Source organism: Pedobacter sp. (assembly GCF_035317785.1).
In the GTDB taxonomy this organism is placed as follows: domain Bacteria; phylum Bacteroidota; class Bacteroidia; order Sphingobacteriales; family Sphingobacteriaceae; genus Pedobacter.
Genome location: NZ_DATHGC010000087.1, coordinates 1 through 7,838, shown reverse-complemented (window position 1 = coordinate 7,838; position 7,838 = coordinate 1). Strand labels below are relative to the sequence as shown.

6 protein-coding genes and 1 pseudogene are annotated in these 7,838 nt (G+C 44.5%); all 7 read left to right on the top strand.

Going from position 1 to position 7,838, the window contains the following annotated elements:
• Positions 1–186: pseudogene (locus VK541_RS05335) on the top strand (hypothetical protein); the annotation flags it as partial.
• The gene (locus tag VK541_RS05330) at positions 183–1,265 is read left to right on the top strand and encodes a dipeptidase (RefSeq protein WP_324367658.1); all 1,083 of its coding nucleotides are present in this window, start codon (positions 183–185) and stop codon (positions 1,263–1,265) included. The pseudogene VK541_RS05335 and the gene VK541_RS05330, both read left to right, overlap by 4 nt.
• On the top strand, positions 1,256–2,626 hold the full coding sequence (locus VK541_RS05325) for a hypothetical protein (protein WP_324367656.1): 1,371 nt from the start codon (positions 1,256–1,258) through the stop codon (positions 2,624–2,626). Before VK541_RS05330 ends, VK541_RS05325 begins: the two co-directional genes overlap by 10 nt.
• Before the next feature lie 10 nt (positions 2,627–2,636).
• Positions 2,637–5,435: an FAD-binding and (Fe-S)-binding domain-containing protein gene (locus tag VK541_RS05320; RefSeq protein WP_324367654.1), complete on the top strand. Its 2,799-nt coding sequence runs from the start codon at positions 2,637–2,639 to the stop codon at positions 5,433–5,435.
• A 28-nt stretch (positions 5,436–5,463) separates the two neighbouring features.
• Positions 5,464–6,330, top strand: coding sequence for a fumarylacetoacetate hydrolase family protein (locus VK541_RS05315; protein ID WP_324367652.1), 867 nt, complete (start codon positions 5,464–5,466; stop codon positions 6,328–6,330).
• A gap of 11 nt (positions 6,331–6,341) precedes the next feature.
• Entirely contained in the window at positions 6,342–7,469 is a 1,128-nt protein-coding gene (locus VK541_RS05310) for a D-TA family PLP-dependent enzyme (protein WP_324367650.1), read from the top strand.
• Between the two features lie 108 nt (positions 7,470–7,577).
• Positions 7,578–7,838, top strand: a 261-nt coding sequence (locus VK541_RS05305) for a cyclic pyranopterin monophosphate synthase MoaC (RefSeq protein ID WP_324367648.1), incomplete at its 3' end; no start/stop codon positions are given.

Genomic DNA, 7,838 nt, shown 5'->3' with positions numbered 1-7,838 from the left:
AAAGACAATCATATACCTGATTTTTTCTCTGATATCATATCGAACGGGGACGTGGGAATGAAAAGTAATAAAGGGTTTTACAACTATGAAAACGGCGATGTCGAGCATTGGAACAAATTGTTTGCTAAATTTAGCTACAAGATCCATGAGATCATTACCAAATACCCGTTTAACGATAAAGCATGAAATCTTCGTTTATAATAGACGCCCATCTTGACCTTTCCATGAATGCAATGGAATGGAACAGGGACCTGAGCAGGCCACTGGAAGAAATACGCCAGCGCGAAATGCACATGAAAGATAAGCCGGACCGGGGAAAGGGAACAGTGTGTTTGCCGGAATTAAGAAAAGGCAGGATCGGCTTGGTCGTCGCTACACAGCTCTCTCGTTTTACTCCTCCGGGAAGCGCACTTCCCGGATGGAACTCGCCGCAACAGGCATGGGCAATGACCCAGGCACAGCTGACATGGTATCGTGAAATGGAAGCTTTGGGTGAAATGGTCCAGATCACGAACCTCAGCGAACTGGACAGACACCTTGATCTTTGGGATGACCTTTCCATCGCGGACGACGGTAAGCCAATTGGCTATATATTAAGCCTGGAAGGTGCTGACTCGCTGGTTGATATTTCTTATTTGCATAAAGCATACGCGTATGGGTTAAGAGCGGTTGGCTTATCGCATTTTGGTCCGGGCCGTTATGCTCCGGGGACGAAGATGGAGGGGCCGCTTACGGAAATGGGTATTGACCTGCTCAAGGAGATGGATAAGCTCAAATTAATACTTGACGTGACGCATCTTACCGACCAGGGCTTTGATCAGGTAATGGACATTTACCAGGGACCGGTTTGGGCAAGTCATCACAACGTGCGTCAATTGGTTCCAAACCAGCGTCAGCTTACAGACGGCCAGATCGGGAAACTGATCAGCAGAGGCGCCGTAATAGGTGGGATGCTGGATTGCTGGGCGATGGACATCAGGTTTATAGACACCATTTCTGATCCCTGGCAGCTGGACATCAAGCTTGAAAAACTTGTCGATCACTGGGACCATATTTGTCAGATTGCCGGAAATAGTGAGCATATAGCTATAGGGAGTGATCTCGATGGTATTTTTGGAACAGAACAATCCCCATGGGACCTGAATTCAATCGCTGATCTTCAGAAATATCAGGACATATTGTCCGGGCGTGGTTATAAACAGGAAGATATTGATAATATTTTTTATAAGAACTGGTTAAGATTTTTGAGGAAAGCATGGAGTTAGCCGACAATACATTTAATGCAGGTGCCGCAAAAGTGGATATTACACCTCCTTTGGGAACAATTATCAATGGAGATTTTCGTGCACATTATGCGCGTTATATTCATGATCCGCTTTTTGCAAAAGCTATTGTTTTGAAGAAAGAAGGCATGATGGCAGCCATTGTTGTTGTCGATATCTGCGTGATGCCCAAAAATTATGTGGATCAGATCAGAAATGAAGTGAGCGGGAAAACAGGTATCGCCTTTGCAGATATTCTGATCTCATGTACCCATACGCATGCCGCCGGTTCAGTTGCTGAAGCCTATCTGAGTTCAGTTGATGCTGCTTATTCAAAAAAATTACCAGGTCTGATCGTTGAAGCGGTAAAGCAGGCAAAGGAAAAACTCAGACCGGCGAAAATTGCTTTTGGCGGTACAGATGTTCCGGAACACGTCCTTAGCCGGCGGTATCTTATGAATGAAGGCTATACACCTCACAGCCCCGTTACCGGGATTCGGGAGGAAGTAAAAACAAATCCTTTCGGCGCCGAATCCTACATCAGACAGGCAGCGACAATAACCGACCCAGGTGTCGCGTATCTGGCTATAAAAGGCACCGACGATTCATGGATCAGCCTGCTTGCGAATTATTCACTGCACTATGTTGGGGATTGGGAAAACGGAACCATATCTGCAGATTATTTTGGCGAATTTGCGGCAAGTATTCAAAGAAAACTTGACGCGGATAATGATTTCGTGGGAATAATGAGCAACGGAACAAGCGGGGATATCAATATCTGGGATTTTTTAAACCCCGGCCGTTATCCTTCCGGACACTTTGAAAAAAGTAAACTGATAGGCGAAGATATTGCTGAGCACGTTTTTCAATCTCTTAGCCAGATCAGCTGGGAAGAGAATCCAGATCTTGATACATGCTATAAAGAATTAAATATAGCAACCAGGAAACCCTCTGCTGAAGAACTTGAGCAGTCTAAAAAAATCGTTGCAGAGAGTAATTATGAAACCCTGCATCCAGATGAAGAGGGATTAAGGAAGATATATGCCCGTGAACAGGTCTTGTTAAATGAATATCCTGACACCATACAGTTTCCGCTTCATGTTATAAAAATAGGGACCGGTCTGATTGGCGGTCTGGCCGCAGAGATTTTCGCGGAAACCGGGCTCTGGCTAAAAAATCAAAGCCCTGCAGAACGCTATTTTTCCATTTCCCTGGCAAATGGAAATTGCGGATATGTACCGCCGTCCGGAGCATTTGAACTGGGTGGTTATGAAACCTGGCGCAGCCGCACCAGTTACCTCGAAATCAATGCAGAAACGTCTATTCGTAACAAGATGATTGGGCTAATGAAAAAATTTTACTGATCTTCAGGTCATGAAACTATTACTGGAGGCAATAATACCGAAAGAAAGAATTAAATCGCGCCTCATTGATCTTGTGGCATCTGCTTCAGATGCAGGGTTTTACTATTTACGGCCAAAGGCAGTTGTACAACCGGTTTCTGAACCAGAGATCAAGGCGCTGTTCAGCTTTTCTCACGAGCATAAAATTCCTTTAACATTCAGAACAGGCGGTACCAGCCTTTCGGGACAAGCCATTACCGATGGTATTTTAGTAGACCTGAGTCAGTATTGGAATAAAATAAATATCGAAGAAAATGGCGAACTGGTTAGGGTACAGCCCGGAATAACCGGGAGCATGGTCAACGGCCATTTAAGAAAATATAAAAGAAAGATCGGGCCAGACCCATCAAGTATTGATGCAGCGATGATGGGGGGTATCCTCTCTAATAATTCCAGCGGGATGTGTTGTGGCGTGAAGCTGAATTCCTATCATACTACCAAACATATCCGCTTTATATTGCCTGATGGTAATACTTTTAGCACTGAAAATAATGCTGACTATGACCGGTTTGAACAAGAGTGTTCTAAAGTCTTCAGAACCATTATAGAAATACAGGAGCAACTTAACCAAAATGCTGCACTCTACGACCTGATCCGCAGAAAGTACCGGACCAAGAACACAGTAGGCTATTCATTGAATGCTTTCATTGATCATCAGCATCCTTTGGATGTACTTTCACATCTTTTGATCGGCGCAGAAGGAACCCTTGGTTTCATTGCCGAAGCAGTGATGCAGACAGTTCCGGATTATCCCTATAAAACTACCGCATTTTTGTATTTTCCGGACATTTATGCCGCCTGTCAGGCCATTATTCCTTTAACGGTTTCCGGAGCTGAGGCGGTGGAACTGATGGACAGGGCTTCGTTAAGGTCAATTGACAGTTTGAAAGGCGTTCCGGAAAGATTAAAGACGCTGCCGGAGACTGCGGCTGCATTACTGGTTGAGTTTCAGGCAAACAGTCCGGAGGAATTGCATGTCAAAACCAATATGTTTCTGAGTGAGGCCGGAGCCTTATCGATGCTGGAGCCGCCTTTGTTTACCGAGGATGTGAAACAGCAGGCTTTTTATTGGAAGCTGCGCAAGGGGATGTTCCCAGCGGTTGGCGCAGTGCGTGCCAGTGGTACCACAGTGATACTTGAAGACATCGCATTTCCTGTAGCAAAACTTGGAGATGCCATTCTCGATCTTCAGCAGTTGTTTAAGAAATTTGAATACCATGAAGCGATCATTTTTGGCCATGCCAAGGACGGGAATATCCACTTTGTCGTCACCCAGGCTTTTCATACTGCCGCAGAAATTGAGCGTTATGACCTGTTTATGCAGGATGTAGTAAAACTTGTAGTGGAAACTTATGACGGTACTTTGAAGGCTGAGCACGGAACCGGCAGGAATATGGCTCCCTTTATAGAAACCGAGTGGGGAACTGAAGCTTATCAGATCATGAAAAGGCTGAAACAAGCCATTGATCCGGAAAATCTGCTCAATCCCGGAGTGATCATCAATGAAAATAAAAAAGCGCACATTGCCAACTTAAAACCTTTGCCGTCAGTAGAACAGGAAGTGGATAAGTGCATTGAATGCGGTTACTGTGAACATAAATGCCCAAGCAGAAACATTACCCTTACGCCAAGACAGCGGATTGTGGTAAGGAGAGAGCTGGCCGGTTTAAAAGCATCAGGTAACAAACAGGAGTTTGAGCTGCTGGTCAAAGAATACCAGTATGATGGACTCGATACCTGCGCGGTGGATGGCCTGTGTGCCACAGCTTGTCCGGTTGACATCAATACAGGTGATCTGGTCAAGCGTTTGCGAATGGAAAGCCACAGCAATACAGCAAATGGTCTGGCCCTGGGTGTTGCAAAAAACTTTGGTGCCACCGCCTTTGCAGTCGGACTTGCAGTAAAAACCGGCGATGGCATAAACAGTGTTTTCGGTGAATCTACGATGAGGAACATAACAGGAGGCCTTAAAAAGATCATCCCGGCTGTTCCTTTATGGAGTAATCAGCTGCAATCAACAAAAGGCAAACTTAAAGGACACGATAATGGATCTGTTGTTTATTTCCCTACCTGTATCAACAGGATGATGGGCGGGGCAAAAGAAAACAAGAAAAGTGTTCCGCAAACGTTTATGAGTGTCTCGGATAAAGCGGGGATTAAAGTGCTGATCCCTGGCGACATTGGCGGCATGTGCTGCGGACAGTTGTTCTCTTCCAAAGGATACAGCGATGCCTATGCGTATACTTCCAACGAAACTGTTAAGAAGCTTTGGAAGTGGACATCAGGTGGAAAATTCCCGGTGGTGCTGGACGTAAGCTCCTGTACACATACTTTGCAGCACAGCCGTACGGTACTTACTGATGAAAATAAGAATTATTTTGACCAGCTGAATATCATTGACAGTATAGACTATCTGTTTGATCAGGTTGTGCCGAAGCTGAAAGATGTGCGCAAAAAGGACCGCATCGTTTTACATCCGGTGTGTACATTAAAAAAAATGGGGCTGGAAGATAAGTTATTCCGGCTGGCGAGTCACTTTGCAGACCAGGTAGACGTGCCTTTGATGGCAGGCTGCTGCGGGATGGCCGGTGACAGAGGGTTTCTATTTCCGGAGCTTACGGCATCGGCTACGGCTCCGGAAGCCGGAGAGGTGAAGAACAAAGCCTATTCAGGCTATTATTCTACCGCTAAAACCTGCGAAATGGCCATGTCTGATGCCGTTGGGAAAAACTATGAGTCTATCCTTTACCTGGTTGATGAGTTGATTTGAAAATTTTACTTTATTATATACTACCATTATGAAGCTGTTTCGATTTGGAGAAAAAGGGGCTGAGAAACCCGGAATTTTTTTTGAAAATAAAATGCTGGATGTTTCATCATTCGGAGAAGATTATAACGAGCAATTTTTTGAATCAGGCGGGTTAAAAAAGCTTGCCGGTTTTATCGAAAAAAATCAGGATAAACTTCCTGTTGTTCCTTCCGGTTCACGCTTTGGGTCCGCGGTAGGCAGACCATCTAAAATAATCTGCATAGGCCTCAACTACAAAGATCACGCGCTGGAATCAGGTGCCAAAATTCCGGATGAGCCAATAGTCTTTTTTAAATCCACTACGGCAATTTGTGGACCTGATGATGATCTGGTACTGCCAAAAGACAGTTTAAAAACCGATTGGGAAGTGGAACTGGCCGTCGTTATCGCAAAGGAGGCATCTTATGTAGAAGAAAAGGAAGCGATGAATTATGTTGCCGGCTATGTTTTGCACAACGATTACAGTGAGCGCTCTTTCCAGCTTGAAAGGGGCGGGCAATGGGTAAAAGGTAAAAGCTGTGATACCTTTGCACCGCTTGGCCCATACCTGGTTACGCCTGATGAAATTGCTGATGTTCAGGGCCTGAAATTATGGCTAAAGGTAAACGGGGAAACGGTGCAGCAGGGCTCAACGAGTCAGATGATATTCAGCGTTTCTTTTTTAATTCATTATTTAAGCCAGTTCATGACTTTACTTCCTGGTGATATTATATCGACAGGTACTCCCGCAGGAGTAGGGCTCGGGTTTTCTCCACCTAAGTATCTGAAAGCAGGAGATCTGGTAGAACTGGGTATTGATAATTTAGGCGTATCAAAACAAAAGGTCGTGGCTTATACACCGAAAATCAACAGGTAAATAATTCAAAAATGAACTTAGACACGACTGACAGGCAATGGTATACCATCAATAATCCGGACAAACTGGATTCGCCTGCCCTGATCATCTACCCCGACAGGGTTAAAAAAAATATAGAGACCATCGTAAAAATGATAGATGATCCGGCCAGGCTCAGACCACATGTTAAAACTCATAAGACGAAAGAAGTTACCTTGCTGATGATCGCGGCGGGGATCAATAAATTCAAATGTGCGACGATAGCAGAGGCAGAAATGCTCGGTATGTGCAATGCGCAGGATGTCTTACTTGCCTATCAGCCAAACGGACCCAAAATTACGAGATTCATATCAGTGATCAAAGCATACCCGGGAACAAAATTCTCCTGTTTAGCTGACAACCTGAAAAGCGCGGAAGAAATATCAGGCCAGGCCATTATTAACGAATTGCGTATACCAGTGTATATTGACCTGAATGTCGGGATGAATAGAACAGGCATTAAGCCGGGTAGTGCAGCTATGCAGTTGTATGAAGACGCATCCCATTTAAAAGGACTTGAAACACTCGGTTTTCATGCTTACGACGGACATATCCACGAGCGGGATATTGAAATAAGGAAAAAATTAAGTGAACAATTGTTTGCCCCAATTGAGAAACTAAAGGAAGAACTGGAAAACAAAGGATACAGTGCGCCCAAACTGGTGATAGGAGGCTCGCCCACGTTTCCTATATATGCTGAAAATCCAGACGTAGAGTGCAGTCCCGGAACTTTTGTCTTCTGGGACAAAGGTTATCAGGATTTGCTCCCGGAACAGAACTTTTTGCCGGCTGCACTGATTTTAAGCCGTGTGATTTCAATGCCGGATGAAACTAAAATATGCCTGGATCTTGGTCATAAATCGGTTGCAGCTGAAAATGACCTGCAAAAAAGGCTATATTTTCTAAATGCACCCGATCTTAAGCTCATCAGCCAGAGTGAAGAACATCTGGTGCTGGAAGCAGGTGAACATCATCAATGGAAAATCGGAGACATCCTTTATGCTTTGCCCTTTCATGTCTGCCCAACCTGCGCTTTGTACGAATACGCCACATTGATAGAAGAAGGAGAGTTGTCCGGAACCTGGAAAATTATTGCCCGTGACAGAAAGATAACGATTTAGCTATTTATTGATTTTTATTTGTGATTTATCAGATTTTAGTAGTTGTTTTGACAATGTGATTTTAATTGATCGCATAAATTTTCAAAAAGATCGAATCAACACAGCTACATGAGAGACATTACGGGTAAGCAGATCACTTTAAGGACGGCAGATGCAGTAGGGATAATTTATTGTTCCCCCGGAACACTGGATCTTATCTCCAGAGATGAGCTGCCCAAAGGCAATCTTTTTGGCGTGGCCAAAGCCGCTGGCTTTATTGGCGCAAAGCTGACCCCGCAGCTGCTTCCGCATTGCCATCCTGTTACTATCGATGGTATGGACATCACTTTTGAATATTTACGTAAAGAAATTCATGAGGAGCTATTTGAA